Raw genomic sequence first — 1,458 nt, 5'->3', positions numbered from 1 at the left:
CCCAGCCTGCTGTGGAACAACGCGGGCCCGCCCGGATGCGCCGCACGGGCGCTGGCGAACTTCTCGATGAGGCGTTCGGCGTTCATGTCGTGCGCTACCACGACTTCGGTGTCGGTGACGATTGCGAACCCGTGCCCGTCGTCGTTCAGTAGCGCCCCGTTGGCCAACGCGGACTCGTCGGGCATGACCCCGGGCGGGAAGAAGGTCAGCAGGCACATGACAGGTCCTCCAGCTCCGCCAGCAGCGGCGCGTACCCGGGGCGCGCGGCCAGCCAGGACACGAACGCGCCCCATTGCCAGCCGCCGCGTCGGGCGATGTCGGACACGGTGATCTGGCGCGTGTACTCCACCGACGCCGCCGCCAATCCCAGCGCGGCCTGCACTTCCCGCCGGTCCAGGGAGCTGGCGAAGACCCGCAACTCGAACGTGTCGTCGTTGCGGGTGTTGATCGCTTGGTACCGGTCGCCCCGGGCACCTTTGGCGTAGTCCTTCACGTGCTCCCGGGCGTCGGAGTCGAACCGCGCCCACTTGTCCGAGCGGCGACGGGCCACGACGACCACCCGGTCGGCGTTGCGGTGCAGGAATTTCATCCACCGATACACGTGCGCGGGTGAGGCGAACGCGTCACGGCTGACATGCACGTGCAACCCGGTGCCGTCCGCGTCGCACCCGTGGTCACGGAGCCGCTCCAGCATCTCCCACGGGAAGTGGTTTATCGCCCACTCATAGGACATGGGGTGCGTGACGATCTCGAACCCGTGATCAATGGAGCTGTCCTCTTTCAAATACCCCAGGTTCCCAAGCCAGTCCGCCGCGATATCGGCGCAGCCGTCCAAACCCCTACGGGGGACGTTGATCTCGATCTCCGCCCCCAGAAACAGTGGACCGTCACCATAGAACTCGGGTTCCGGCTTGTATGAGTAATCATTGATCAAACGTGAATGTTCATAGCCGCAGGAATCACAGTATTCCCCCGCGCAGATCAACTCTCCGCAGCTCTCGCACCCCCAGTACTCATTCTCGGAACACCAGGAACAGATTTCCGCGCTGTGCGCGGTCCTGGTCAGGTGACGGCAGAGCAGCTCACAAGCATCGCATTCCGTGTAATGGAGGCGCGCGCATCGGCCGCAGACTTCGTCATCCTCATCGGTGGAATACGACTCCTGGGTGAAGTTCTCGCAGTAGCCGCACCTGTGGTAGTGATCATCGGCGCAGTCCTGGCAGATGTCATCACCTGCGACGGTGGCGACGGTGGAACCCACGCGTGCCTCGCAGCAAGCGCACGCGACCAGGCAGTCGGAACACACGTCCTCCACCAGGTCGGCGGAGGGTTGCCCGCACCGGTCGCACACGCTCTGGTCTATAATCAACATGGGCATAACGGAGCTACCTTCCGATATGTCAAGAGCGCCGTAAGGGATGGCCGTCCCTTACGGCGCTCGCCTGTTTCGTCCACACC

At 64.1% G+C, this 1,458-nt stretch carries 2 protein-coding genes; both read right to left on the bottom strand.

The annotated features are described in order from the left end of the window. On the bottom strand, nt 1-218 hold a 218-nt coding region (locus ACZ6SD_RS32895; protein ID WP_465320931.1), incomplete at its 3' end, for a hypothetical protein. Further along, on the bottom strand, nt 206-934 hold the full coding sequence (locus ACZ6SD_RS32890; protein WP_465320930.1) for a hypothetical protein: 729 nt from the start codon (nt 932-934) through the stop codon (nt 206-208). The genes ACZ6SD_RS32895 and ACZ6SD_RS32890, both read right to left, overlap by 13 nt. Between the last annotated feature and the right edge of the window lie 524 nt (nt 935-1,458).

It is taken from the genome of Actinokineospora sp. NPDC051303 (assembly GCF_055586285.1).
This window is presented reverse-complemented; position numbering and strand designations above follow the sequence as displayed.